Raw genomic sequence first — 26280 nt, 5'->3', positions numbered from 1 at the left:
CTCCCCCGCGATGCCCGGTACGCCGAGGATGCCGGGGATGCCGGGGGTCAGATCTCGTGCTCGTCCCGCACCGGCAGGCCGTACCGCCGGGCGAGGGGATTCCACAGCTTCAGGAAGCCCTTCTTCGCCGTCGTCGCCTCGCCGGAGAGGGCGAGACCGCGCCGGTAGTCGTCGTCGCCGCTCCAGGAGCGGCTGCACCCGGCCTCCTGGCGGGTCGCCCAGGCGAGGAACGCCTCGTCGGCGTCGAACGATGCGGTGAGGGCCCGGGTGAGGCGCTCCTTGACCGCGTCGCCGCCGTCGAGCGCGCCGGTGCCCAGCGCACCCGCCTGGATCACCTGCTCCCGGCGGGCGGCGGTGATCCGCTGGAGCGTGGCGAGCCCGGTGGCGGTGCCCTCGCAGGAACGCAACTGGCCGAGGGCCGAGCCGAGGCCCGACCGGGAGCCGCCGCTGTCGGCGAGCAGGGCGTCGAGGACCCTGGCCTGGCTCTCGGCGTCCTCGGGCCCCCGGGGAGCCCGGCCGGCCGGGGGCGTCCCGGTCTCGGCCTCCGCCCGGTCGCCGCTCGCCGCCGTCCGGATGCCGCCCGCCACGGACGTGCCGCCGTCTCGCGGGGCGAGCCAGAAGGCTCCCCCGGCGACCATCGTCACCGCGAGGACCGTGGCCAGCGCGACCGGCGGCCAGACCTTGCGGTCCCCTCGGGGCGCCCGGCCCCTCGGCGGTGCCGGAGCCCGGTCCCCCGGCGTGGGCCGCGGAGGTCGCTCGTCCGGCGGGAGGTGCTGCTGCCAGTCGGCGGGATCCTGCCGCCACTCTCCCGGCGGGATCCGGCTCCCGCCCGGAGGAACGACCCGCGGGGACTGAGCCGGCGGGGACTGGCCCGGTGGGATCTGGGCCGGTGGGAACCCGGTCGGCGGGGACTGGCCCGCCGGGGGCCCGCCCCTCGTCGGCGCCCCGCACCCGGGGCATCGCGGCAGCCCGCTCACCGGGGTGCCACAGCGGTTGCAGAACGCCTGCTGCTCCATGCCTTACCAAGTTAGTCGAAGCGACCCGCCGTCCACCGGTCAAAACGCCGTTGGCCGTTGACGGCCAGATCTCGCAGGTCTACGATCCGGGAAAACTTAAAGGAAAGTTTCCTATAAGTTACTATTCCAAGCAGTGGAGAAGCCCGTGCAGAGACTCCTCCGTAAAGTGATCGCGGCAGCCCTCGCCGCGGGCCTCGCGTCGGTGGCCGTACCGGCCCCGGCCCAGGCCCAGACACCCCAGAAGCACGGTGACCGCTACAAGCGGGTCGCCTACTTCATCCAGTGGGGCGTCTACGGTCGCAACTACCACGTCAAGGACATGGAGACCAGCGGCGCCGCCGCGAAGCTGACCCATATCAACTACGCCTTCGGCTTCGTCAACGCCGGTGGCGACTGCTACTCCCCCGACCCGTGGGCCGACTGGCAGCGTCCGGTGCCCGCCGAGCAGAGCGTGGACGGCGTCGCCGACGAGGCGGGCCAGGCGCTGAACGGCAACCTGAACCAGCTGAAGAAGCTCAAGGCCAAGCACCCCGGTCTCAAGGCGCTGATCTCCCTCGGCGGCTGGACCGGCTCGAAGTACTTCTCCGACGCGGTGCTGACCCCCGAGGGCCGCGCCAAGCTGGCCTCCTCCTGCATCGACCTGTGGCTCAAGGGCAACCTGCCCGGCACCGCCCCCGGCACCGGCGCGGGCGTGTTCGACGGCATCGACCTCGACTGGGAGTGGCCCGGCTCCTCCGGCGAGGTCGGCAACATCATCCGTCCCGAGGACAAGCGGAACTTCACCCTGTTCGTCACCGAGCTGCGCCGCCAGATGAACCAGTTCGACCGGCGCACCGAGCTCACCGCCTTCCTGCCCGCCGCCGCCGCGAAGATCGACGCGGGCTTCGAGGTCCGCGACGTCTTCAAGCAGCTGGACTTCGCCACCGTCCAGGGCTACGACCTGCACGGCTCGTGGGAGACCATCACCGGCCACAACGGCAACCTGTTCACCGACCGGCGCGACCCCAACCCGGTGAAGTACAGCGTGGACCAGACCGTCCGCGACTACCTCACGCGCGGCGCGCCCGCCAAGAAGATCGTGGTGGGCGTACCGGCGTACGGCCAGGGCTGGACCGGCGTCACCGGCGGGAAGAACGGCCTGTACGGCACCGCCACCGGCCCCGCTCCCGGCACCTTCGCCGCCGGGAGCGAGGACTACAAGATCCTCGTGAACAAGCCGGGCAAGCGCTACCGCGACCTGCTGACCGGGTCGGTGTGGCTCTACGACGGTAACGAGTTCTGGTCCTACGACGACCCGACCTCGCTGCTCCAGAAGGCGGCCTACATCCGCCTGAAGGGCCTCGGCGGCTCGATGATGTGGTCCATCGACCAGGACGACAACAAGGCGTCCCTCACCTCGGCGCTCTACAGCGTCCTGCGCTGAGCGACCCCCTCATACCGGGCGAGGCCGCAGGATCTGGGTCACCAGCGGCCTCGCCCGCACGTTTTCGTTCCCCGAAGGCCCGCCCCCGCCCAGGACCGGAGCGGACCGAGGCAGGGTCGCCTACTTCTTGGCCTTGTCCGTGGAGGACTCGGTGGACAGCGCGGCGACGAACGCCTCCTGGGGCACCTCGACGCGGCCGACCATCTTCATCCGCTTCTTGCCCTCCTTCTGCTTCTCCAGCAGCTTGCGCTTGCGGGAGATGTCGCCGCCGTAGCACTTGGCGAGGACGTCCTTGCGGATGGCGCGGATGTTCTCACGGGCGATGACCCGGGCGCCGATCGCCGCCTGGATCGGCACCTCGAACTGCTGCCTGGGGATGAGCTCGCGCAGCTTCTTGGCCATCTCGACCCCGTAGGCGTACGACTTCTCCCGGTGGACGATGGCGCTGAAGGCGTCCACGGCCTCGCCCTGGAGCAGGATGTCGACCTTGACCAGGTCCGACTCCTGCTCGCCCGAGGGCTCGTAGTCCAGCGAGGCGTAGCCGCGCGTACGGGACTTGAGCTGGTCGAAGAAGTCGAAGATGATCTCGCCGAGCGGCATGGTGTAGCGGATCTCGACGCGGTCCTCGGACAGGTAGTCCATGCCCTGCAGGTTGCCCCGGCGGTTCTGGCAGAGCTCCATGATGGCGCCGATGAACTCCGAGGGGACGAGCACGGTCGTCTTGACCATCGGCTCGAAGACCTTCTCCACCTTGCCGGTGGGGAACTCCGAGGGGTTGGTGACGACGACCTCCTTGCCGTCCTCCATGATCACCCGGTAGACCACGTTGGGCGCGGTCGAGATGAGCGAGAGGTTGAACTCGCGCTCCAGCCGCTCGCGGACGATCTCCATGTGGAGCAGGCCGAGGAAGCCGCAGCGGAACCCGAAGCCCAGGGCCGCGGAGGTCTCCGGCTCGTAGTCCAGGGCGGCGTCGTTGAGCTGGAGCTTGTCCAGGGCCTCGCGGAGGTCGGGGTAGTCGTCGCCGTCGATGGGATACAGGCCGGAGAAGACCATGGGCTTGGGGTGCTCGTAGCCGCTGAGCGCCTCGACGGCCGGACGCGCCACGGAGGTCACCGTGTCGCCGACCCGCGACTGGCGGACGTCCTTCACCCCGGTGATCAGGTAGCCGACCTCGCCGACGCCCAGCCCCTTGTCGGCGACCTTCGGCTCGGGCGAGATGACGCCGATCTCCAGCGTCTCGTGGGCCGCGGTGGTGGACATCATCAGGATGCGCTCGCGCTTGCCCAGGTGACCGTCCATGACCCGGACGTACGTGATCACGCCGCGGTAGGTGTCGTACACCGAGTCGAAGATCAGCGCGCGGGCGGGCGCGTCGGCGTCGCCGACCGGGGCCGGGACGCTCGCGACCACGTGGTCCAGCAGCTCGGGGACGCCCACGCCGGTCTTGCCGGAGACCTTCAGCACGTCCTCCGGCTCGCAGCCGATGAGGTGGGCGATCTCCGCGGCGTACTTCTCCGGCTGCGCGGCGGGCAGGTCGATCTTGTTGAGCACCGGGATGATCGTCATGTCGTTGTTCATGGCCAGGTAGAGGTTGGCCAGCGTCTGCGCCTCGATGCCCTGCGCGGCGTCGACCAGCAGGATCGCGCCCTCACACGCCTGGAGCGACCGGGAGACCTCGTAGGTGAAGTCGACGTGCCCGGGAGTGTCGATCATGTTGAGGACGTAGTCGGTGTCACCGACCTTCCACGGGAGCCTGACCGCCTGCGACTTGATCGTGATGCCGCGTTCGCGCTCGATGTCCATGCGGTCGAGGTACTGGGCACGCATGGAACGGTCGTCGACCACTCCGGTGATCTGCAGCATCCGGTCGGCGAGCGTCGACTTGCCATGGTCGATATGCGCGATGATGCAGAAGTTGCGGAGCACAGCGGGGTCGGTCTGGCCAGGCTGAATGCGCACCGGGGTCCGTTTCAACAGATTGATGACGATCAGACGGCTGGCATGCCAGCCGTCTTCCATGGTGACATGTCCGGGTGATTGCCCGGACCAGAGCACGGCGCGGCCTGCGGTTCTTCGCTATGGTGGCGGCCCTGCTCCTCGCGCTTCCCGGGGTGGCCGTGGCCACCCTCACCCTGCAGTTTACCGGGACACCGGCCCCATGGGCGAAGACGACCGGCCACGACGCCCTGTGGCTCGGCCACGCGTGGGTCGACGGCCGCAAGACGGCCGACGACGTGCGGACCCTCGCCACCAGGCTGCGAAAGACCGGGATCAAGGACGTGTACGTCCATTCCGGCCCGTTCGACCCGGACGGGACCCTGCCCGTCGGCAAGTATCCGAAGGCGGCCGACTTCCTGAAATGGTGGCGCGAGGAACTCCCCAAGGTCAGGGTGTCGGCCTGGCTCGGCCAGAAGGTCGACGGCGTCCTGGACCTCGACGACGCGACCTCCAGGCAGCGCGTGCTGGACGGTGCCCGCGCGATCACGGCGCTCGGCTTCGACGGCGTCCACTACAACTTCGAGCCGATCGGCGACGGCGACACCGACTTCCTCGACCTGCTGACCCGGACCCGCGCGATCGTGGGCGACGGCCTGCTCTCCACCTCGACCCCGCAGATCGAGCCGTTCCCGCTCGTCCGCCCGGCCGCGCGCGCCGCCACCGGCCACGACAAGTACTGGTCACCCGACTACTTCGCCCAGGTGGCGAAGCTCACCGACCAGGTGGCGATCATGACCTACGACTCCTACCTCCCCTTCCCCTCCGTCTACGGCGGCTACGTCGTACGGCAGGGCTCGCTGGCGCTGGAGCTCGTCCCCGAGGAGAAGACGGTGCTGATCGGCGCCCCGGCCTATCACGACCACGGCGTCTCCTGGGCCGACGAGGCCGAGAGCGTCGAGAAGGCGGCCAGGGGCGCCCGGCTGGCGTTGACCTCGTACGGCAGACCACGCGAGCGGTTCGGCCTGGCGCTCTACGTCGACTTCGCCGCCACCAAGGAGGACTGGGCGGAGTACGACAGGTTCTGGTTCAAGCCGTGAGCGTTCTGGTCCAAGTCATCGGGACCACACGCTAAACTGATCAGGCATCCCTCTGCCCGGCTTGTCGATTTGAGTGTCGGCCACGGCAGTTGGTAGCCTAGTCAACTGCGTGTGGCGCGCCCTCTCTGCCCGCGCGCCCCATCCAACGACATTCACCGAGGCTTCTTCGTGGCGAACATCAAGTCCCAGATCAAGCGCAACCGGCAGAACGAGAAGGCCCGGCTGCGTAACAAGGCTGTCAAGTCTTCCCTGAAGACGGCCATCCGCAAGTTCCGCGAGGCCGCCGACCAGGGTGACGTCGAGCAGGCCGCCGTGCTGCAGCGCGCCGCCTCCCGCCAGCTGGACAAGGCCGCCAGCAAGGGCGTGATCCACAAGAACCAGGCCGCCAACCGCAAGTCGGCGATCGCCCAGCGCGCCGCCGCCCTGTCGGTCGCCAAGTAGTCCCACGCGTCGCCGAACGCCGCATCCCCACGGGATGCGGCGTTCTCGTGTCTCTCCCGGCCCCGTCCGCGAAGGCTCAGGCGGGGGTCACCATCCGTCGCGGAGCGTCCGCGCCAGCGTGTCGGCGAAGAAGTCGGCGCTCTCGGCGGTGAGGCACAGCGGCGGTTTGATCTTGAGTACGTTGAGATGGTCGCCGGTCGGCTGCACGATCACGCCGAGTTCGAGCATCCGCTCGCAGATCGCCGCGGTCTCCTCCGTCGCCGGTTCGAGGGTGTCGCGGTCCCGGACGAGCTCGACTCCCAAGTAAAGGCCCATCCCGTGGACCGCGCCGATGATCGGGTGGTCCGTCGCCAGCTTTTCCAGGCGCCGGCGCAGGTGGCCGCCGGTCGTCACGGCGTTCTCCTGGAGTCCCTCGTCCTCGATGACGTCCAGGACGGTCATCCCGACCGCGCAGCTGACGGGGCTCCCGCCCGCCGAGGAGAAGAAGTAGCCGTTCGCGGAGAACTCCTCGGCGACGTCGCGGCGAGTGATCACCGCACCGAGCGGGTGGCCGTTCCCCATCGCCTTGGCGATCGTGACGATGTCGGGTGTCACGCCCTGCTGCTCGAATCCCCAGAAGTGGTGGCCCAGGCGCCCGTAGCCGACCTGGACCTCGTCGGCGACGCAGAGGCCACCAGCCTCGCGTACGGCCTCGTAGACCCCGCGCAGGTAGCCGTCGGGCAGCGGCACGCCGCCGGCGTTGCCGTAGAGCGCCTCGCAGACGAACGCGGCCGGCGGGCGTCCGGAACGCACGGCCTCGCCGATGACGCGGCGGGCGTCCTCCACGTAGCGGGCACCGGCGTCCTCGCCGCGGAAGCGCCCCCGGAAGGTGTTGGGCGCCAGGACCGTGTGCACCCACGGTGGCCGCGTGGCGAGGGCGTTGGGGTTGTCCGCGACCGAGGTGGAGATCGCGTCCGAGCCCATGGTCCAGCCGTGGTACGCCTCCGCCACGCAGACGACGTCCTGGCGCCGGGTGAACGTCTGGGCCAGGCGGAGCGCCAGGTCCACGGCCTCGGAACCGCTGTTCACCAGGAAGACGGTGTCCAGCGGGTCGGGCAGCAGGTCGGCCAGCCGCCGCGCGAAGTCGGCGACCGCCCGGTAGTTGAAGCGGGAGTTCGTGTTGAGCAGGTCCCACTGGCGGCCGGCCGCCGCGGTGAGCCGCGGGTGCGCGTGGCCGATGGAGGCCACGTTGTTGACCATGTCGAGATAGGTCCGGCCGTCGAGGTCGCTCAGGTGCTGCCGCCAGCCGCGCTCGATCCTGGGCGGGTCGTCGTAGTAGTGCTCCTGGACCCCGGCCAGGGCGGTCCGCCGGAGGTCCAGCACGTTCCGGCTCGTCGGCTCGCCGGGGGCCGCGCAGTCCAGGCCGAGCAGTGGCGAGGGGTCGGGGCAGACCTCACGCCACGCCCCGGCCGTCTCCGCCGTCACGAAGGCGGGCGGCTCCACGTCGCGGATCGTACAGAGCTGGACGAAGAGACTCCCGACGGCCGCGCCCGGCTCGGCGGCGGGGAGCGGGTGGGCGGCCACCTCGCCCAGCGGGTCACCCTCGGCGAGACGTCCTCCCGGGACTCCGGTCAGGCGGATCCCGGTGAGGCGCAGGTCGGCGCCGTCGCCCCGCAGGACCACGGAGCCGGGCCCGTCCTGCCGCGCGATCCCCGCGAACGGGGCCGCCACCGGGGTTCCCGGGGCGCAGAAGACCTCGGTTCCCAGCGCGACGGTCGTGGGCGCCCGGTCGTCGTGGACGCGCGTCCTGGTCAGCCGCGCCTCGCCGTACCGGCAGATCACCGCCGACGCCCGGGACGTCGCCGTGGACGCGGCGGCCAGCATCCGGCCGGCGATCCGCCGTTCGGCGTCGCCGTCCAGCCAGGTTCCCTCACGCAGGACCTCGCTCCCGGCCGACAGATCGAGGACGGTCATGCCGGCCTCCGTGACCGTCGGCAGCAGCGGCGTCCCGGCCGGGCCGCGCGCCGGCGCCGGACGTCCCGGCCGCTTCGGCGTGTCCCGCGGTTCGAGGGCGTCCCTGAGGGCGGCGTGCGCGACCTCGGCGGGCAGGCTCGTGGCGGCCTCGAACGCCCGCCACTCGTGTTCCTGCCGCCGCAGGGCGTACGCGTTGGTCGGATCGACACGCCCCTGGTGAACGCCGCTGACCACCAGCACGGCCGAGCGGGCGACGATCGCCGGCCAGAGCGCGGCGATCTCCGCGTCCGTGAGGGGCACGATCCGGTGGAAGGCCCGGACGGCCGCGAGCAGCGCCAGTGGCCGCTCGGGGGCGTGGTGCAGGACGGAGGCGCACGTCGTCGCCAGTTCCCCGACGGTCCAGCCGAGCCCCGTGTCGCCGAAGTCGATGACCCCCGAGGGAAATGGTCTCCCGTTCCTCTCCCGGTCACAGACGACGTTGTCGTCGGTGATGTCGCCGTGGATCGCCTGGACGCGGAGCCGGGCGGACAGCGCGTCGAGCCGATCACACGACGCCTCGACCGCGTCGCGCACGGCCCCGGCACGACCCCTGTCGGTCATGGAGGGCATCAGGGTCTCGCAGACCCGGCGGGCGTTGCGGATGTCCCACTGGGTGATCCGGTCGAGCCCGGGGTGACGGAAGTCCGCCAGTCCCGAGGCCACGCGGCCCGCCAGCGCGCCGAGCCTTCCGACCACCGCCGGGGCGAGGTGAGGCGAGTCGATCAGCGGGAAGCCGGGGACGAAGCTGAGCAGACGGGCCCGGAGCACGGTCCCGTCCACGCCGAACCGGACGACGTAGCCGCCCTCCCCGCCGAGCCGGGGGCGCGGGACGCTCACCTCGGGCGCAGTCGTCGACAGGTGGAGCATCCCGCGGACCTGGGCGTCGAGCTCCTCGTCGGAGAAGGCCGGATTCGCGACCTTGAGCAGGAAGCGTCCCGACGGCGCGTCGACGACGAAGTTGCGTTCCTGATGGCTGCCCACCTCCTCGACGGTCCCCTCTACGCCGAAGTGCTCCGCGGCCACGGCCCTGGCCGTTTCCGGGCTCACGTCGGGGCGGGGAAGATCCGGTTCGGTGAAGAAGTCGTGGCCGGCCATGGCGTGTCCCATCGAGATCGGTTGGAGTAAGGTCACGGGATGCCCGCTGTTACCGGACATATCTCATCAAGGGGCTAGTCAAGGGCGGCGAGGATGGCGTCCCACGCGGTCTCGGACGCGATCGTGCCCAGACCCGTGTTGCTGAGGCCGGTGAGCTCGACCTCGTCGGTCGTGAGCGTGAACAGGGTGTCGCCGTCGGCCTCGGTGTGGAACGGCTGGATGCCCCGGTGCATGGAGCTGTGCACCTGCAGGCCGAGCTGGCGGAGCGAGTAGTCCGACAGTTTGACGTTGGTGACGAGCGCGCTGATCGTGGTGTTGCCGTAGACGGGCGCGAGACGCGCGCCGAGGATGTTGTCCTCGTAGTCGGCCAGCGGGTGACGCCGCCTCCCCTGTTCCGCGTCGAGATTGCCCCGGACCACGCCGCCGTCGCGGTCGACGATGACGCCGACGGCGTTGAGCACCGTCACGAAGAGCAGCTTGACCTCGCCGTACTGCCGGAAGGCCGCTCCCTGACCGGCGAACTCGGCCCGGTCGTTGTGGACCTTGCCCACCGTGGCGCTGACCCCGGCTCCGGCGCGCCCGACCGCGACCCGGTCCGCCCTGGCGTGGCGCAGGGCGGCGCGGCCGAGCGCCTCGTCCGGGCTGATGGCGTTGTCCCGGGAGGAGAAGTCGTAGATGACCGCCCCCGAGACGCACTGGAGAACGTCCCAGCGCGTGCAGTTCCGCTGGCGTTCGAGCAGTTCCGAACTCACGCCCGCGACGGCCGACAGCCCGTACACCGAGCCACCGGTGAGGCAGATCGCGTGGTTGCGGTCGTAGCCGCCGCTCATGCCGACCGCCCCGCCGCGCGCGTCGGTGGCCGTGCGGGCGCCGGCGGGGACGTGGATGACGGTGCAGCCGGTCGGCCCCTCGGCGTATTCGGCGGTGCCGATCTCGACACCGGGAAAGTCGAACTCGACCGTACGCGCACCCGGGCTCGCCTGGGGCACCAGGCTCGCGTCCCGGTTGCCGGCGACCCCCCGGGCGTGCCGCGAGACGGGCGCGAGGTCGCTCGCGAGGGTCGGCGTGGATCGGATGGTCACAGTGCCTCCAGTAGTTGTCGTGAGTATTCGTGCTGAGGGTGGGAGTAGAAGACGTCGGTGCCCGCGGTCTCGACGACCTCGCCGTTCCGCATCACCGCGATGCGGTCGGCGACGTAGCGCACGGCCGCCAGGTCGTGGGAGATGAAGAGCGCGCCGAACCCGAACTGCGCCTGCAGGTCACGGACGAGGTTCAGGATCTGCGCCTGCACCGAGACGTCCAGCGCGCTGACCGGCTCGTCGAACACGATGAACTCCGGCCGGGTGATGAGGGCGCGGGCGATCGAGACGCGCTGCCGCTGGCCCCCGGACAGCTCGTGCGGGTAGCGCCGGGCCAGGCCGGGGTCGAGGCCGACGTCGGCGAGCAGCCGTGCCACCCGCCCGGCCGTCCCGGTCCCGCCGGTGTCCCTGGGGTCCCCGAGGATGGTCAGGGGTTCGGCGACGCTGTGCGCGACGCGCATCCTCGGGTTCAGCGACCACTGTGGATGCTGGAGCACGGCCTGGATCCGGCCCGTCAGGCGGCGGCGGTTCTTCGGGAACGGCATGCCGCCGAACCGGACGGTCCCGGCCGAGGGCCTGCGCAGGCCGAGGGCGGTCATCCCGGTGGTGGTCTTGCCCGAGCCGGACTCCCCGACGAGGCCCAGTGTCTCCCCCGGGGCGACCGCCAGCGAGACGTGCCGCATCGCGTCGTGCGCGTGACGCCGGAACGGCGGGCCCGACAGGAACCGTACCGTCACGTCGTCGAGTTCGAGCAGCGGTGTGGTCACGTGGTCACTCCCCTCTGGGACAGGGCCCGGTCGCGGGCCAGTTCCGCGGCCCGGTGGCACAGCACCGTGCGGCCGTCGACCCGCGTCGCCTCGGGACGTTCGGTGCGGCAGCGCTCGATCGCGAAGCCGCACCGCGCCTCGAACGCGCACCCGGCCGACCCGGCGCTCAGGACGGGCGGCCGGCCGGGGATCGCCTCGAGCCGCGCGCCCCGGGGGGCGTTGCCGGGAACGGAGCGCGCGAGCGCCGCGGTGTAGGGGTGGCGCGGGGCGTTCATGACGTCGGCCGCGGGGCCGTCCTCCACGACACGCCCGCCGTACATGACGGCCATCCGCCCGCAGCGGCGCGACACCGACGACAGGTCGTGGGTGAGCAGCAGGATGCCGGTCCCGGCCTCGGCGGCCAGCGCGAACACGGTGTCGAGCACGTCCTGGCGCACCTGGCTGTCCAGCGCCGCGGTCGGCTCGTCCGCGACCAGCAGCCGGGGGCGCGCGGCCATCGCCATCGCGATCGCGACGCGTTGCGCCATGCCTCCGGAGAGCTGGTGCGGGAAGGCCCGCATGATCCGGTCGGGGTCGCGCAGGCGTACCCGTTCGAGGTGGCGGGCGATCGTCGCGCGGTCGGCCCGGCGGCCCTGCGCGAGCAGCACCTGCCGCCCGATTCTCATCGTCGGGTCGAGCGCGCCGATCGGATCCTGGAAGACGAATCCCAGCCGCTCCCGCCGCACCTGGCGGATCCGCGCCGGGGAGAGGCCGAACAGCGACTCGCCCGCCACCGAGATGTCACCGGACCGGTGTTCGGCGGAGGAGGGGAGCAGCCGTCCGGCGGCCGAGCCGAGGGTTGACTTGCCGGAACCGCTCTCGCCGACCAGCGCCAGGGTCTCGCCGTCGGCCAGGGTGAGGCTCGCCCCGTCGAGGGCGCGCACCCTGCGGTCGGCCAGCACGTAGTCGATCACCAGGTTCTCGGCGTCGAGGAGATGGGTCATGTCAGGGACCTCGATGTTCGCGGGTCGAGCCGGTCGCGCAGGCCGTCGCCGAGTACGTTGATGGACAGGATCGCCAGGACGAGGACCACGCCGGGCCCGAGGAGCAGCCATGGCGCGAACGTCATGTAGGCGGTGCCCTCCTGGATCAGCACGCCCAGGGAGGCCTGTGGCGGCTGCACTCCCAGGCCCAGGAAGCTCAGGCCGCCCTCGACGAGGATGCCGACCGAGAGGGCGTAGGTGCCCTGTACGGCGACGGTGCCCGACACGTTCGGCAGGACGTGCCGGGCGAGCACGCGGGGCAGCCGCGCGCCGCTGATGATCGCTGAGGTGACGTAGTCGCGGTGCGAGACGGTGAGTGCCGCCGCCCGGACCACGCGGGTCATGAGCGGGATCGTCACCAGGACGATGCTGGCGACCGCCGCGTCGAGCCCGGGGTTGACGAGGGCGGCGACGAGGATCGCCAGGATGATGGCCGGGAACGAGTACAGGATGTCGACGATCCGCATCACGATCTCGTTCAGCGCGCCGCCCCGGTATCCCGCGAGGATCCCGAGCGCGGTGGCCAGCACCGCCGTGGCCAGCACGGCGACCGCCGAGAGCAGCAGCGAGGCGCCGGTGCCCTGCAGCACCCGGGGCAGCGTCGAGCGGCCCAGGTTGTCGGTGCCGAGCCACCACTGGGGACCCGGCGGCTGGAGCCGGGGGCCGACGATCCTCTCCGGGTCGCCGCCGAGCCCGGTGAGCCTGGCGAGCACGGCGAGGGCCACGAGCAGCAGCAACAGGACCAGCCCCGCCCGCGCGATCGCGTCCAGCCGGGCGAGCCAGGCCAGGGAGCGTCCGAGGGCTCCGGAGCGCCCGTCCGCGCCGGTTCCGCCGGGGTCCTCACGTCCCTCCGCGGCCCGGACCCCGGGGTGCCGCCGCCCCTGCCGGCTCACGTCCGCCCGCCTGTCGCGTTGACGCCGAGCCGCGGGTCGATCGCGCCGACGAGCAGGTCGACGACCGTGTTCACGACGATGAAGAGCGCCGCGGCGAGCAGCACTCCGGCCTGGACCACGGCGTAGTCGCGGCGGGTGATGGCCTGGACCACATAGGACCCCACTCCCGGCAGATTGAACAGGTACTCGACGATCACAGCGCCGCCGAGCAGGTAGGCGGTGACGGTCGAGGCGACGACGAGGACGGGAATCGCCGCGTTCCGCAGCACGTGGTGACGGACGATCGACCACGGCGACCGGCCGCGCGACACGGCGGCCGTGATGTAGGGCTCGTGCAGCACGTTCATGACGGCGTCGCGTGTGGTACGCGCGGTGGCCGAGACGACGAACACGGTGAGCACGCAGGCGGGCAGGACCATGGAGGCCAGGTTCGCCGCCGGATCCTCGGAGAACGGCACGTATCCGCCGACGGTGAGCCCGAGGGCGTAGCGGGAGAACAGGTACACGGCGATACCGCCTATGACGTACTCCGGCAGGCTCACCCCGAGTGCGCTCGCGATCCGGCCCAGGGCCCGCCCGCCCGCGCCGCCGCGGCGTACGGCGACCAGCACGCCGAGGGCCGCGCCACAGATCACCCCCGGGATCGCGGACATGGCCGTGAGCTGCAGGGTCACCGGCAGCCTCGCGGCCAGCTCGGCCGAGACCGGGTCGTTGCTGACCAGCGAGAAGCCGAAGTCCCCGCCGAGCGCGGTACGGATCCAGTCTCCGTACTGGACCAGCACGGGATCGTCGAGCCCGAACCTGGCCGTGAGCTCGGCGCGCTGCTCCGGCGAGGCGAGCGGTCCGAGGACGATCGTGGCGTAGCCGCCGGGCATGAGGCGCATCGCGGCGAAGATGAGGACCGAGACGCCGAGCAGTGTCAGCGCGGCGCTGAGCAGGCGGGTGGCCGACCAGGCGAGCAGCCTCATCTCAGGCCCCTCGCCGGTCGCGGGGCACGCCGTCCGCTCCGTCCGGCCCGTTCGGCGTGTTCACGCGGTCCGGGGCCGAGGTCCGCGACGGTGGTGGCGGTGGCTCGGCCCGTGTCTCCATGGGCGCGGCCCGGCTCTGAAGATGAGGTGTCATGTCGTTCTCCCATGGGAGGTCACTTGTGGGTTCGCGGCGGGCACGGGGAACGCGGGCCGCCGGGCTCAGCACTGGACGGTCAGGTCGCCGACCGGGACCGCACCGCACAGCAGGACCGAGCCCGCTGGAGGCGTGGCGAGCGGCTCGGCGAGGTACGCGGTCCCGCCCGACACGGCCTGCGCGCAGCTCCGGCAGGTCCCGCTGCGGCAGGCCGATGGGGGCGTGAGTCCCGCCGCCTCGGCGAGGTCGAGCAGGGTTCCGCTCTCGGGGGTCCAGCGCGCCCGCACGCCGCTGACGGCGAAGTCGACGTCGAAGGGCCCCGGCAGGGGCGGCGTCCCGGTCGCCGTCCCGGCCCCCGCGGGCGAGGCGAACAGCTCGTAGTGAATCCGCTCGGAAGCCGCTCCGGCCTCGACGAGGGCCGCCCTGACCTCACGCATGAACGCGACGGGGCCGCACACGTACGCGGTCGTGCCGGGGCCGGGCAGCGCGGCGCGCAGCACGTCCCGGTCGATCCTGCCCTCGGTCACGCCGGGCGCCGCGACATCACCGACTCCCGGCCGGCTCAGGAAGAGCCCGGCCGTGCCGCGCGGCAGCCGTCGCACCAGTGTCCCGGCCTCCTCCCAGAGCGCGAGGTCCCGGCCGCTCCGGGCGCCGTGCAGCACCGTCACCGGACGGGACGTACCGCTCTCCACGCACGCCCGCAGCATCGCGATCACCGGCGTGATGCCGATCCCGGCGCTGACGAGCAGGAGGGGGTCGCCGTCCTGGTCGGTCAGGACCGTGTCCCCGAAGGGGCCGCTGACGAGCAGCGTGTCCCCCTCCCCGGGGCCGGAGTGCAGCAGCCGGGACATCCGCCCCTGCGGGTCCAGCCGCCTGACGCTGATCCGCACCAGGTCCCGCTCGACCGCGGAGACGGTGTACGAGCGCCACAGCGGGCCCACCCCGTCGCCGCCGTGGACCCGCACGTACTGACCGGGAAGCGTGGCCCGGCGCAGTCCGGCCAGCGGGTCGCGCAGCCAGAGGCTGACCACGTTCCGGCTCTCCCGCACCCGCGAGACGATCCGCATCGGCCTGGGCCACTCGGCCGCGTCCGCGACGGCGGCCCCGTCGCATGCCGCGCGCGGCGCGGCGGCCAGGTCGCCCACCGGGCTTCCGATGTCCAGCCGGCCGCTCCTGACCACCCGCGCGTACACACCGCAGAAGCCGTGCCCGAACTCCCTTCCCAGCAGGGCGGGCACGTTCGGCCCCACCGCCGCCGTACCGGGGTCGACCGAGGTCGCCCGGCACCGGTCGGTGGGACGCAGCACCTCCAGCTCGGCCTCCCCGACCCTGATCCGCCGGCCGACCAGCGCGAACTCCTCCCACGCGGGCAGGCCCCCGAGGTAGAGGTTGGCCCGGAAGCGCATCGGGTCCAGCGGCTGCCCCGCGGCGGCGGACAGGGCCTCGACCGTCTCCAGGTTGATCAGTGACACGTTCGCGTCCTCGTGGTCCCAGTACGCCCCCGCGGCGCGGACCAGTCGGGGAGAGAGACCGGGACCGGAGGGGAACCACCCGGCCAGCACGGCGTTGGCGGCGGCGACGTCCTCGGGGTCCTCGAAGGAGACCCGCAGCCGGCGCCGGTCGGGGCCGGTCAGCGTGAAGGCGGCACCCGCCGGGTCCAGCTCCGCGCCGAACAGCGGCAACCCGTCGTTGGCGGCGAGCCGCACGAAGGCCGGGCTGGGTGTCCAGTCGCCGTCCGGCCGGACCGCGACGCGGCCGTTGGCGACGGCGAGGAACCGGTCGTAGGGCAGGCCGGCGCCGGGCCGGAGCACGACATGCTCCAGGTCCTCGCCGCCGAACCCCTTCAGCGGGTAGCGGACGACGCGCTCAAGGCGTGCTCCGTTCACCCCGCCCGCCCGCTTTCCGGGAGGCGCCGTACCGGGTCGTTCATCGGCCCAGCTCGCGGAAGACCGAGACGAGCCGGTACGGGTTGCCGTAGCCCTCGTTCGCCACGACGCTCGGGCTCAGCGTGTCGGAGCGGTAGGCGACGAACTGCGGCCGGGTCACGAGCGGGATCATCTCGGAGTTCAGGTCGGCGCGGTCGCAGAGTTCCTGGAACGTTCCCGCACGCCCGGCACCCGGCCGCTCGGCGGACGCCTTGTCGATGAGGGTGTTCAGCGCAGGGTCGGTCCTCATGAACGCCTTGTTGAACATCGCGGTGTCCGGGTTCCACCAGCGGGCGACCATGGCGCCGTCGGTGTAGCCCGCGAACCACGTCATCGAGGCCTCGAACCTGGGCGGGCTCTCGACGTAGACCCGGTTGGCCCACGTGCCCTCGTCGAGCAGCTCGATCTTCATCGTCACGCCGATCCGCCGCAGGTCCTGCTGCATGACCTGGGCGATCTGGGCCAGCACCGGATCGGTGGTGAAGGTCGACATGGTGAAGGTGAGCCCCTCCGCCCCGGCCTCCTTGAGCAGGGTCCGCGCCCGCTCCAGGCCCGCGGTGGCCGAGGGCAGCTTCGCCGGGTCGCAGGCGTCGGGCAGGCCGACGGGCGTGACGCCGGTCGGCTCGCTCTTGCCGCCGGTCGCCACCTCCGCGATCTGCTTCCGGTCCAGGGCGATGTTGATCGCCTGCCGCACCCTCTGGTCGGCGAACACCTTTCCGCGCGAGTTCAGGTTGATGTAGTGGTAGTCGCTGGTCGCCTGGGTGGCCACGCGCACGTTGGGCACGCCTTCGAGCAGCCGCGCGGTGTCGGCGTTGACGAAGGCGGACATCTGGGCGCTGCCGTCGCGCAGCGCCGCCAGCCGGGTCGCCTCCTGCGGGACGATCTCGACCTTGAGCGTGTCGACGGCGGGCTGCCCCTTGTTCCAGTACGCGGGGTTCCTGGCGAACGTCCACGACACGTCCTGGCGGTGTTCCTTGACGACGAACGGCCCGGTGCCCAGCATCTGCTTGGTGACGTCGACCGACTTGTCGTCGATCTCCTTCATCGGCAGGATGGCGGCGTTCATGTTGGCCAGGGCGCCGAGCAGCGGCGTGTAGGGCGCGGTCATGCGGAACGTCACCTCGTTCTCCGCCGTCTTCTCGACCGACTTGACCGGACCGAGCTGGCCCTTCCAGGTCGAGTTTCCGGACAGCAGCCGTTCCATGCTGCCGACGACGTCGTCGGCGGTCATCCTGCGGCCGTTGGAGAACGAGACGTCGTCGCGGAGGGTGAAGACGTAGGTGGTGGGGTCCGGTGTCTCCCACTTCTCGGCCAGGAGCGGCTCGGCCTTGAAACCGGGTCCCACCGTGACGAGTGTCTGGTAGACGAAGCTCATCAGGTTCCACGAGGCGGCCGCCGCCGACAGTTGCGGATCGAGCCCGGCGGCGGCGGCGTTGTCGGCGGCCACCTGAAGGGTGAGAGTGCCGCCGGCGGCGGCGGACGTGTCGGCCACGGCGAGGTAGCCGCGCTGCGCCGCCGGGGAGGCGGCCTCACCGGGCGGGCCCGCCTGGCCGGTCCGCTCCGCGCACCCGGCGGTCAGCAGCGTGGCGGCGACGGCACAGGACAGCAGTCTGCTTCGCATGGTTCATCGGCTCCCGGTTCATGGTCCAAGAGGACGCCTCAGCACGCCCTTGACGATGAAGGCGTGTCTCTGGGTCTCACGGCAGTCGACGTACCCTGCGACCTTCTTTCTTCGTACGGCCAAGTAAAGAATGACGAAATCAGGCATGTCAATACCCCGTATCAAACCGAAACCTGCTGGATGAACGCCTGGTGCGATGATCCGGGGGTGGAAAAATTCTCCACTCGTCTGTACGGCAAACAACGAGTAAGGTGGCGGCATGTCACGGAAGAAGGATCAAGGGGCACGTCGGAAGCACCTGCTGGAGGCCGCACGCAAGGCCATCCTCAAGCGAGGGCTGGAGACTGTCGGGGTTCGTGATATCGCCAAGGCCGCGAGCATGTCACCCGGATCGGTCACCTACTACTACCCGACGATCGACGAGCTGCTCCGGCAGGTCCAGGCCGACGCCATCGCCCGGTTCGCGCACTCGCGCTGGGAGCTCGTACGGAGCATCGAGGACCCGGTCGTCCGCCTGCGGGCGCTCATCGAACGCGGGGTCGCCACCGGCCCCGACGACGAGTTGCTGTGTCTGCTCAACGAGTTCACCGGCCTGATCCGCCGCAACCCGATCTACCAGGTCTCGTGGAAGAGCCTCTACGACAGCCAGGTCTCCATCTACGAATCCGTGATCACCACCGGCGTGGCGCTCGGCGCGTTCACCCTCTCGGCCTCGCCACTGTCCGTCGCGCGGAACTTCGTCGGGCTTGAGGACATCTACGCCTTTCATGTCGTCACGGGCGCGAGCATGGCGAAGGAAGAGGCACTCGAACTCATATTCGACTTCGCCAGGGACGCCACCGGCTGCGACCTCCGTGACCCGGCCCGGACGGCACAACCCGAGACAGGAGCCCCATGATGCCGATACGACGGTTCGAGTCCACCGAGCACGACGCCCGGCGGCGGGGGCTGACCCTCGGCAGTGCCCTGCGGAGCGAGATCGCGTCGGCCTTCACCCGGTACGGCGAGCTGTTCGTGGCCTCGGGTTCCTCCATGGCGCAGGTCCGGGAGTGGGGCGAGCGGGCGCTCACCGTGACGGACGACTGGTGCCCCCGGCTGGCCGCGGAGATCAGGGCCGTCGCCGACGGCAGCGGGCTGGAAGCCTGGCAGATCGCCGCCTTGAACGCGCGCACCGAGATCCTGGCCGCGAGCGCCGTACGCCGGGGAGTGCCGGTGCCACGGGCGGAGTGTTCGACGGCCGTGCACCTGTCACGCGGCGGGGAGCCCCCGCGCACCCTCCAGACCTGGGACTGGCACGACCACCTCCGCGACGTCCGGCTCGTGTGGGCCTATCGGCCGAGCCCCGGCCACCGGGTCCGCACGTTCACCGAACTGGGCGTGCTCGCCAAGATCGGCCTGAACAGCCGGGGCCTGGGCGTGCACTTCAACATCCTCGAGCACGACTCCGACACCGACGAGATCGGCGTTCCCGTCCACCTGGTCACCCGGCGGATCCTCGACGAGGCCGGCACGGTCGGCGAGGCCCGCGACATCGCGGCCTCGGCCCTCGTCTCGGCCTCAAGCGCGATCACCGTGGTGGGTTTCGACGGGAAACGCGCCGACGCCGCGTGCCTGGAGCTCTCCCCCTCTGGTCTCGGCGAGGTACGGCCCGAGCATGACGGCACGCTCGTGCACACCAACCACTTCCTCGATCCCGAACTGGCCCCGGGGGAACGCAACGCCGCCGACGAGGACAGCCGCGACCGGCTGGCCACGCTGCGCGGGCGCCGTCCGGCGCTGCGCTCCGCCGACCTGACCGACCGGGCGGGGGCGATGCTGTCGCACGCCCCCGAGGGACCCGCGCTGTGCGCGCATCCCGCGGCGGACGCCCCCATGACCAGCCGGTGGGAAACACTGATCACGATCAGCCTCGACCTGGAGGCGACCCGTCTGAGGTTCCACGAGGGCGGCCCGTGCGGTGTGGCCCCGCACACCTGGCAGTCGTTCTGAGGCCCTCCGCGGGTCCGGTCGTCGCCGGGCGCGGCGCTTCTCACGACCGGTTTCCGAAAACATCCCGGCGGCGCTCCTCTAGCGTCCCGTGCGGCTGGCCACCACGGTCTGGACCATGTGCTCCAGCGCGTACGCGGGATCGGCTCCGCCCCCCTTCACCTGGGCGTCCGCGGTGGTGACGGCCTGGATCGCGCGGGCGAGGCCCTCCGGGCCCCAGCCGTTCAGCTGCCGCTGGACCCGGTCGATCTTCCAGGGCGGCATGCCGAGATGGCTGGCGAGCTGACCGCCCCGGAGGTTGCGGGGAGCGCCCCCCACCTTGGCCAGCGAGCGCAGTCCTCCGGCGAGCGCGCTCACCAGCAGGACGGGGGCCGTACCGGTCGAGAGCGCCCAGCGCAGCTGCTCCAGGGCGTCGCCCAGCCGCCCCTCGACGGCCGAGTCGGCCACGGTGAACCCGCTGACCTCCGCCCTGCCCCGGTGGTAGCGCGCGACGGCGGCCTCGTCGATCGTCTTGCCGGGGGTGTCGAAGGCGAGCTGACTGCACGCGGCGGCCAGCTCGCGCAGGTCATTGCCCACGGCGTCGAGGAGCGCGGAGGCGGCGTCGGCCCCGATGGTGCGTCCGGCCCGCTTCAGCTCCGCCTTGACGAACGCCAGACGCTCGGCCGGTTTGGTCACCTTGGTGACGGAGACCACCTGGGCCCCGGCCTTCTTGACCCCGTCGACCAGGGCCTTCCCCTTGACGCCTCCCGGGTGGACGAGGACCAGCACGGTCTCGTCCGCCGGGTGGGCCGCGTAGGAGACGACCTCGGCGATGACGTCCTTGCCGAGGTCCTGGGCCGAGCGGACGACCACCACGGACCTGTCGCCGAACAGCGAGGGCGACGTCATGCGGGTGAGCTCCCCGAGCTCCATCTTCGAGCCGGGGAGGTCGTGCACCTCGGCGGTCGGATCGGCCGCCTTGGCCGCCGAGGTCACCTCGCTCACCGCACGGTCGGCCAGCAGTTCCTCGTCGCCGAGTATCAGGATCACGGGTGCCGGATCGGTTGCCGCCATGTCGAGCAGCATGCCACGTCCCGGTGACCGGATGGGTCGTCGGCAAGTCGTTCGCAATCGGAATGCAGGTGCCGCGAGGCACCCTGGGAACACCAGAGGAGGTGAGAACCATGACAAACTCCACTATTCGCCGCCACGTCTGCCCCCGCTGCGGAACGTCCCTCGACGAGGGACCGATCATGTACCGTTGCGCGCGCTGCAGCCGGTCGGTCTACGCCGCCGACGTGGACACCGAGTTCCGCCGCCCGGACGGGACGGGGAACTGACCCGCGCCGCCCCGCCCCTCCCCGGTCGTCCCGGCCCCGCCACCGGCCCCGCCACACCGGCCGGGTGCGGGTGCGCCGGGCCGCCCGCCAGCGGATCCCCGCGTCCCCGGGCGACGACCGCCAGAGCCCCGTCACGGACCACCACCGCGAGGTCTCCCGCCAGATCCGTCCGGTAGACACGCGCGCCGAGCCGCTGCAGCGCGGCGAGGGTCGAGGGCGCGGGGTGACCGTAGCCGTTGTCCGCCCCCACGCTGATCAGAGCGGCACGGGCACCGGAGGCGGCGAGGAAGGCCGGGTCGTACCTGCCCGATCCGTGGTGCGGAACCTTGAGAATCTCGGCGGGCGGCAGGCCGCGCCGGAGCAGCTCCGCCTGGGCCTCGGTCTCGATGTCGCCACTGAGCAGGGCCGCCCCCACGGCCCAGCGGACGTGCACCACCACGCTGGCGTTGTTGACGGCCGCCCCCTCCCCCGCACCGGGCGGAGGCGCCTCGGCCACCGGGCCGACGACGGTGAGCTCCGAGGGGCCGAACCGCCAGCTCACACCGGGCCTCGCCGCCCACTCGACCACCTGACGACGGGCGAGATCGTCGCTCAGCCTCGCCCCGTCACGCTCTCCGGCACCGTGCGGGGTCACCATCACCGCCCCCACCGCGCGCCCGCGAAAGACACCGTCGAGCCCTCCCACATGATCGAGGTGCGGATGGGTGAGGATGACCAGCGGCACCTCTCCGACCCCCATGGAACGCAGGCAGCGGTCCACCCCCACCGGGTCGGGACCCGCGTCCACCACCACGGCCCGCCCCGGCCCCGCCGCGACGATCAACGCGTCTCCCTGACCGACGTCACACGCCACGAGCAACCATCCGCGAGGCGGCCAGCGCGCCACGATCGGCGCGGCCACTGTCAGGGCGAGGACCAGCCCGGCCAGGGCCGCCAGGGCGATCAGGCGTGGCCGCCGGTGCCGCAGCACCAGCACGGCGAGCGGGACGGCACCGGCCAGCAGGAGCAGCCCGGTGACACCGCCCGGCCATGAGATCACACCCAGCGGGAACCCGGCCGCCTGCCCGGCCACCTCGATGATCCATCCGGTGGCCAGTCCCGCCGGCCGGACCAGCGACTGGGCGAGCCCCATGTGCAGGGGTGCGATCAACGCCACCGCGAAGCCGAGCAGGGTGGCGGGGGCCACGGCCGGGCCCGCGAGCAGGTTGGCCGGGATCGCCACCGGTGCGAGCTGCCCCGACATCAGGACCAGGACGGGGGTGACGGCGACCTGGGCGGCGGCGGCCACGGCGGTCGCCTCGGCGAGCCATCGGGGCATGCGGGTAGAGAGCCGGTCACGCCAGCCCGGAGCGAGGACCAGGATGCCCGCGGTGGCCGAGACCGACAGGGCGAAGCCGTAGGAGCGGGCGAGCCCGGGGACGAAGAAGACCAGCCCCAGGACCGTCACCGACAGGGCGGCGACGCCGTCGCGCGAGCGACCCGTGCCGAGGGCGAGGGCGGCGACCCCGCCCATCAGGAGGGCTCTGAGCACGCTGGGCGAGGGCCGGGCGACGACCGCGAAGGCGACCATGGCCGACATCGCCAGCACCGCCCGCGCCGCGAGAGGCAGCCCGGCCACCCTGGCCAGCGCGACCGCCGCCCCGGCCACAATGGCGAGATTCGCGCCGGAGACCGCGAGCAGATGGCTGAGGCCCGCCTCCTTGAAGTCGGCTTTGACCTGCTCGTCCATTCGGGACACGTCGCCGACCACCAGGCCGGGCAACAGTCCGCGCTGCGCCGGCGGCAACACGTCGGCCGCCTCCCGCAACCCCGACCTGAGCGCCCCCGCCGCACGCTGCTCCCAGGACGGCCCACTCAGAACTCGCGGCGCTCCCCTGACCAGCACCACCGCCGCGAGCAGCTCTCCGGGGTCGGCCGGGGCGAAGCGCCCGGTGACCTCCACTCGCTGGCTGGGCAGCAGGGAGCGCCACCCGGTGCCCGAGACGAACAGCGCCACCGGAGCCCGCAGCGCCACCCTGCCCGCTCCCGTCCCGACCGACTCGACCCGGGCGGGCACCACGAAACTCTCCCGGGGGAAGGGCCCTCCCCTCCGGCCCGTCTCCCGGGGGTCGTCGGTCACCACCACCTCTGCCACCGCCAGGGCGTTTCTTCCCGCGAGCTCGGCGACCGGCCCGGTGCCGACCGCGTGCACCCGGAAGGCCACCGACCCCGCCACCGCGGCCGCGCACCCCAGAACCGCGATCACCGCGTTCCGCCGCTCCGCCGCTCCCTGTGCCCGGGTCAGGACGGCCACGGCCAGGGCACCCGCGGCCAGGAGACCGGCCGTCACGGCACCGGTCACGGCTGAGCGGCCCAACAGGACGAGGGCGGTCACCCATGAGGCCGCCGCCGGCAGGACGAGATGCGTGGCATGCGCACGCCGCCCCTTTCCGAAACCGTCCAGGCCTCTCGACACACCGAAGCCACCGAACCCGCCCGAGCCATCTGGGCCACCGGAGCCCCGGGGACCGTCGGACCCGCCGAGCCTCCCCGGCCCACCGAAGCCACCCACCTTGGCGAACCGCGTCATGACCGCCCTCGCGATCGGCGTGTCAGACACGGACCCTGTCGCGCATCTCCGCGTACTTACGGTCGCCTATCCCGCTCACGTCGCGGAGCTCCTCGACGGTGCGGAAACCTCCGTGGGCGTCACGGTATTCGGCGATGCGCCGGGCGAGCACCTCACCAACACCCGGTAGCAGCTCAAGCTGCTCGGGGGTGGCCGTGTTGAGGTCGACGACGGCGGTGGCGGGATCCGCGGGATCCACCGGGGTGGGCGCCGCGACGACGGCCGTGCCGGAGGCGCCGACGACGATCTGCTCGCCGTCGACGAGCCTGCGCGCGAGGTTGAGGGATCCTGTGGTGGCCGCCCCACGAACGCCCCCGGCCTCCCGGACCGCGTCGGCCACCCGGGAACCGCCGGGCAACGTGATCACCCCGGGACGCCGGACCTTACCCGTCACGTGAACGGTCAGCTCGGTGACCGGCGCGGACCGCTGCCGTGGAACGGTGACGGGCGCCGACAACGGTGATCCGGAGGTCGGCATCGGCGGGGCCAGGGGCTCAGGCTCAGGCTGGGACCGCCAGGCGTACGCGCCGCCCGCGACGGCGGCCACCAGGGCGACGAGCAGCAGGAGGCGCGGCCCGGGACGACCGGGCCCGGGCGCGGGCCCCTGGGTGGCCACGAGCTTGCGAAGCGCCTCGAAGGACGGTGTAATCGGCGCCGAACGCATGCGCGAGGCGGGGCCGTCGTGGACGGCGACGTCCTCCGGCCCGTCCTGGCCGCCGGGCCGCGCGTGCCTGCCCGGGGACGACGTGACGGCCGGACGACGCGGCGGGGGCGCGGGGTCGGGTGAGGGGTCGGGTGATTCGCGCCCCGTCAGGATCCGCAGCCGCGACTCGGCTTGGAACCGCTCGATGTTCTCGCCTGTGGTCCGCACCCGCAGCACGCTACGGCGACGGCGGCGAGCGAACTTTCACCGAATCCCCTTCTGGGGATAACCGGCAGACCGCATGAAGGAGAAGGAGAGGACCGGCGGGCGGGGGTTCCGAGAACCGGCCCGCCGGAAAAGGAAGGGGAGACCTACTGGACGGGGGTGCCGCCGCGCCAGACCCGGCGGGGCTTGAGGCCGAAGGACCAGGCGAAGGCGCCCTCGTGGTCGGCGTCCCACTGGACGATGTCGGCCAGGCGGCCGGGGGCGAGAACACCGCGGTCGGGGGCGCCGAGGACCGTGGCGCCGCCGAGGGTGGCGGCGCGGAGGGCGTCGCCGACGCTCATCCCGAAGGCCGCGACGGCGAGGCTGATGACCAGGGACATCGAGGTGATGCCGCAGTGGCCCGGGTTGTGGTCGCTGCCGAGGGCCACGGTGACCCCCTGGGCGAGCATCCGGCGGACCGGGGGCAGGCTGCCACGCTGGAGGGCGGTCCCGGGGCAGACCACGGCGGGGACGCCGTAGCGGGCCAGGATCGCGATGTCCTCGTCGGTGGTGTGGTGGAGCAGGTCGGCGGAGGCGCAACCGAGTTCGGCGGCGAGCTGGACGGCGCCGCGCCGGGTGTAGGCGCCGGCGTGCACGCGCGGCAGCAGGCCGACGTTGCGTCCGGAGGCCAGGACCCAGCGGGCCTCCTCCGCGGTGAAGTGGCCCTCGTCGCAGTAGACGTCGACACCGTCGGCTCCCGCCGCGGCGGCGTCGGCGCACCAGGCGCCCACGGCCTCGACGTAGTCGCGCTGGCGGCCGAAGTATTCGGGCGGGACGACGTGCGCGGCCATGAAGGTCACGTGCACCCGCGGCATCATCGGCTCCTTCTCCAGCTCGCGCAGGAGTCGCACGTCCGCCAGCTCGCCGTCACGGGTGAGGTGGTAGCCGGTCTTGGCCTCGATGGTGGTGGTGCCGCTGAGCAGCCAGTCGCGGAGTCGCTCGCGGACGCCGTTGCAGAGGGTCCAGGGGTCGGTGCCGCGGGTGACCGTCACGGTGGAGCCGATGCCGCCGCCCGCCGCGGTGATCGCGGAGGGGGTGGAACCGCTGGAGCGCATCGCCATCTCGGCGTAGCGGTTTCCCGCGTAGACCGGGTGGGTGTGCGCGTCGATCAGGCCGGGGGTGACCAGCGCGCCGCCCAGGTTCTCGACGTGGTCGACGTCGACGATGTCGTCGACGACGCCGGGCACGCTCTGCGGAAGGTCCGCGGCGCGGCCGACCCAGGCGATCCGGTCGTTGTGGACGAGGATCGCCGCGTTGCTGAACACGTCGTTTCCGGTCCAGAGCCGGCCGATGTTGGTCAGGAGGCGGACCGTCATCGCATCACCGCCTTGTGTTCAGGGGAAGACACTTGGAGGAGGAGAGCACCCGGACGGGGTGGGCCGACCCGGACGTCGCCGGGCACCGTGCCCTTCGAGCCCGCTGTGAGTCCGGACGGCATCGGGGGTCTCCTGCTCTCATCCGCGTATCTGTTGTGCGGCGACAGTATCGCCGGGATCATGATCGGGCGATTTCAGTTCAGTTACGTTATTTCACAAGTCAGCCCGCTGTACAGGCTAATTGGGAAGAACGCCGCCCCACCGCGACCGCACCTCACCCGCCGGCTCGGCGATCACGCGTGGCGTTGAACAACTTTCCACAGCTCAGACTACTTCTTCATCGCGCGTAACAGTAGCCACCAGAGCAACTTGCGTCATAACATCTCGCTAGATTTGCCTTATGGTAGCAATCTAAACCTTGGGCGACCACTGTCACTTTTGGGGCTTTTGTACGTTTTTTCGTTCTTACAGTGCAGCCCTCGCCGACCCTCCGGCGCAAGTTCCGCCATTGAAACGTGGATCACCACCACTCTAGGCTGACATCCGGAAGGCTCACGCCACGATCCTCGGCGCCCCTCCCTCACCCTCGTGGCCGCCCGCGATCTCCCAGGGTCCCCGCGCGGGGCACACATGCCGCGGTAGGACTCCACGGCGGCGGCGCCCAAAGTTCCCCGCGCGGGGCACACATCCCCGGCGAGCCCCCGGAAAACCCG

19 protein-coding genes are annotated in these 26280 nt (G+C 71.8%); 5 read left to right on the top strand and 14 right to left on the bottom strand.

Going from position 1 to position 26280, the window contains the following annotated elements; genetic code table 11:
• Positions 1–47: 47 nt before the first annotated feature.
• Positions 48–1016, bottom strand: a complete 969-nt coding sequence (locus tag ABD817_RS25895; RefSeq protein WP_344920739.1) for a hypothetical protein — start codon at positions 1014–1016, stop codon at positions 48–50.
• Positions 1017–1161: 145 nt separating this feature from the next.
• Between ABD817_RS25895 and ABD817_RS25890 the strand changes: the two genes are divergently transcribed.
• Complete coding sequence (locus tag ABD817_RS25890) at positions 1162–2439, top strand: glycoside hydrolase family 18 protein (RefSeq protein WP_344920738.1); 1278 nt, start codon at positions 1162–1164, stop codon at positions 2437–2439.
• 120 nt (positions 2440–2559) lie between these two features.
• Here the strand turns inward: ABD817_RS25890 and lepA are convergent, their stop codons facing one another.
• Positions 2560–4398 (bottom strand): translation elongation factor 4, encoded by a 1839-nt coding sequence (lepA, locus tag ABD817_RS25885; protein ID WP_344920737.1) that lies wholly within the window; start codon positions 4396–4398, stop codon positions 2560–2562.
• Between the two features lie 74 nt (positions 4399–4472).
• Between lepA and ABD817_RS25880 the strand changes: the two genes are divergently transcribed.
• Together ABD817_RS25880 and rpsT are read left to right on the top strand one after the other, a co-directional pair.
• Positions 4473–5474, top strand: a complete 1002-nt coding sequence (locus ABD817_RS25880; protein WP_344920736.1) for a glycoside hydrolase family 18 protein — start codon at positions 4473–4475, stop codon at positions 5472–5474.
• Positions 5475–5642: 168 nt separating this feature from the next.
• Positions 5643–5915 (top strand): 30S ribosomal protein S20, encoded by a 273-nt coding sequence (gene rpsT, locus ABD817_RS25875; RefSeq protein ID WP_344920735.1) that lies wholly within the window; start codon positions 5643–5645, stop codon positions 5913–5915.
• Between the two features lie 87 nt (positions 5916–6002).
• Here the strand turns inward: rpsT and ABD817_RS25870 are convergent, their stop codons facing one another.
• The 8 genes from ABD817_RS25870 to ABD817_RS25835 form a co-directional block, all read right to left on the bottom strand.
• Complete coding sequence (locus tag ABD817_RS25870; protein WP_344920734.1) at positions 6003–9038, bottom strand: aminotransferase; 3036 nt, start codon at positions 9036–9038, stop codon at positions 6003–6005.
• A gap of 38 nt (positions 9039–9076) precedes the next feature.
• Positions 9077–10084 (bottom strand): P1 family peptidase, encoded by a 1008-nt coding sequence (locus ABD817_RS25865; protein WP_344920733.1) that lies wholly within the window; start codon positions 10082–10084, stop codon positions 9077–9079.
• The gene (locus ABD817_RS25860; RefSeq protein WP_344920732.1) at positions 10081–10848 is read right to left on the bottom strand and encodes an ABC transporter ATP-binding protein; all 768 of its coding nucleotides are present in this window, start codon (positions 10846–10848) and stop codon (positions 10081–10083) included. Before ABD817_RS25860 ends, ABD817_RS25865 begins: the two co-directional genes overlap by 4 nt.
• Positions 10845–11831, bottom strand: coding sequence for an ABC transporter ATP-binding protein (locus tag ABD817_RS25855; RefSeq protein ID WP_344920731.1), 987 nt, complete (start codon positions 11829–11831; stop codon positions 10845–10847). The genes ABD817_RS25860 and ABD817_RS25855 overlap by 4 nt, the downstream gene beginning before the upstream one ends.
• Positions 11828–12763: an ABC transporter permease gene (locus tag ABD817_RS25850; RefSeq protein ID WP_344920730.1), complete on the bottom strand. Its 936-nt coding sequence runs from the start codon at positions 12761–12763 to the stop codon at positions 11828–11830. Before ABD817_RS25850 ends, ABD817_RS25855 begins: the two co-directional genes overlap by 4 nt.
• Complete coding sequence (locus ABD817_RS25845; protein WP_344920729.1) at positions 12760–13731, bottom strand: ABC transporter permease; 972 nt, start codon at positions 13729–13731, stop codon at positions 12760–12762. Before ABD817_RS25845 ends, ABD817_RS25850 begins: the two co-directional genes overlap by 4 nt.
• Before the next feature lie 219 nt (positions 13732–13950).
• Complete coding sequence (locus ABD817_RS25840) at positions 13951–15771, bottom strand: MOSC domain-containing protein (protein WP_344920728.1); 1821 nt, start codon at positions 15769–15771, stop codon at positions 13951–13953.
• A 40-nt stretch (positions 15772–15811) separates the two neighbouring features.
• Entirely contained in the window at positions 15812–17431 is a 1620-nt protein-coding gene (locus tag ABD817_RS25835; protein WP_344920727.1) for an ABC transporter substrate-binding protein, read from the bottom strand.
• Positions 17432–17690: 259 nt separating this feature from the next.
• On the opposite strand from ABD817_RS25835, the gene ABD817_RS25830 reads away from it, so the two are divergent.
• A complete protein-coding gene (locus ABD817_RS25830; protein WP_344920726.1) occupies positions 17691–18329 on the top strand; it encodes a TetR/AcrR family transcriptional regulator in 639 nt (212 codons plus the stop codon).
• Positions 18329–19420: a C45 family autoproteolytic acyltransferase/hydrolase gene (locus ABD817_RS25825; protein ID WP_344920725.1), complete on the top strand. Its 1092-nt coding sequence runs from the start codon at positions 18329–18331 to the stop codon at positions 19418–19420. The genes ABD817_RS25830 and ABD817_RS25825 overlap by 1 nt, the downstream gene beginning before the upstream one ends.
• 78 nt (positions 19421–19498) lie before the next feature.
• Here the strand turns inward: ABD817_RS25825 and holA are convergent, their stop codons facing one another.
• From holA to hutI, 4 genes are all read right to left on the bottom strand, one after another.
• Positions 19499–20470, bottom strand: a complete 972-nt coding sequence (gene holA / locus ABD817_RS25820; RefSeq protein ID WP_344920724.1) for a DNA polymerase III subunit delta — start codon at positions 20468–20470, stop codon at positions 19499–19501.
• Positions 20471–20647: 177 nt separating this feature from the next.
• The gene (locus ABD817_RS25815; protein WP_344920723.1) at positions 20648–23092 is read right to left on the bottom strand and encodes a ComEC/Rec2 family competence protein; all 2445 of its coding nucleotides are present in this window, start codon (positions 23090–23092) and stop codon (positions 20648–20650) included.
• 235 nt (positions 23093–23327) lie between these two features.
• On the bottom strand, positions 23328–24215 hold the full coding sequence (locus ABD817_RS25810) for a ComEA family DNA-binding protein (protein ID WP_344920722.1): 888 nt from the start codon (positions 24213–24215) through the stop codon (positions 23328–23330).
• Between the two features lie 143 nt (positions 24216–24358).
• Complete coding sequence (hutI, locus tag ABD817_RS25805; RefSeq protein WP_329091979.1) at positions 24359–25567, bottom strand: imidazolonepropionase; 1209 nt, start codon at positions 25565–25567, stop codon at positions 24359–24361.
• Between the last annotated feature and the right edge of the window lie 713 nt (positions 25568–26280).

It is taken from the genome of Streptosporangium oxazolinicum (assembly GCF_039537505.1).
Classification (GTDB): Bacteria; Actinomycetota; Actinomycetes; order Streptosporangiales; family Streptosporangiaceae; genus Streptosporangium; species Streptosporangium oxazolinicum.
This window is presented reverse-complemented; position numbering and strand designations above follow the sequence as displayed.

Excerpts from the sequence above, each read along its gene's own strand:
- ABD817_RS25855 (WP_344920731.1), bottom strand. The coding sequence starts at position 11,831 with ATGACCCATCTCCTCGACGCCGAGAACCTGGTGATCGACTACGTGCTG.
- ABD817_RS25895 (WP_344920739.1), bottom strand. The coding sequence starts at position 1,016 with ATGGAGCAGCAGGCGTTCTGCAACCGCTGTGGCACCCCGGTGAGCGGG.
- ABD817_RS25845 (WP_344920729.1), bottom strand. The coding sequence starts at position 13,731 with ATGAGGCTGCTCGCCTGGTCGGCCACCCGCCTGCTCAGCGCCGCGCTG.
- hutI (WP_329091979.1), bottom strand. The coding sequence starts at position 25,567 with ATGACGGTCCGCCTCCTGACCAACATCGGCCGGCTCTGGACCGGAAAC.
- ABD817_RS25830 (WP_344920726.1), top strand. The coding sequence starts at position 17,691 with ATGTCACGGAAGAAGGATCAAGGGGCACGTCGGAAGCACCTGCTGGAG.
- holA (WP_344920724.1), bottom strand. The coding sequence starts at position 20,470 with ATGGCGGCAACCGATCCGGCACCCGTGATCCTGATACTCGGCGACGAG.
- ABD817_RS25825 (WP_344920725.1), top strand. The coding sequence starts at position 18,329 with ATGCCGATACGACGGTTCGAGTCCACCGAGCACGACGCCCGGCGGCGG.
- ABD817_RS25835 (WP_344920727.1), bottom strand. The coding sequence starts at position 17,431 with ATGCGAAGCAGACTGCTGTCCTGTGCCGTCGCCGCCACGCTGCTGACC.